Source organism: Nonomuraea candida (genome assembly GCF_000725485.1).
GTDB lineage: Bacteria > Actinomycetota > Actinomycetes > Streptosporangiales > Streptosporangiaceae > Nonomuraea > Nonomuraea candida.
This window is the reverse complement of the sequence record NZ_JOAG01000202.1, coordinates 1-242: the sequence shown is the minus strand read 5'-3', so window position 1 is coordinate 242 and position 242 is coordinate 1. Positions and strand designations below refer to the sequence as shown.

Below are 242 nucleotides of genomic sequence, written 5' to 3'. Positions count from 1 at the left end.
AGCTGGTCGACCATCGTGTTGATGGTGGTCTTCAGCTCCAGGATCTCGCCCCGGGCGTCCACGTCGATCTTGCGGGTCAGGTCGCCGCGGGCCACCGCCGTGGTCACCTGGGCGATGCTGCGCACCTGGTTGGTCAGGTTGTCGGCCATGGAGTTGACGTTGTCGGTGAGGTTCTTCCAGGTGCCGGCCACGTTGGGCACCCGCGCCTGCCCGCCGAGCTGGCCCTCCGTGCCGACCTCGCG

General features: G+C 68.6%; 1 protein-coding gene. It reads right to left on the bottom strand.

Annotation, left to right across the window (positions count from 1 at the left end):
• A partial coding sequence (locus tag IO39_RS43705) for a HAMP domain-containing protein (protein ID WP_043637965.1) occupies nucleotides 1-242 on the bottom strand: 242 nt, incomplete at both ends.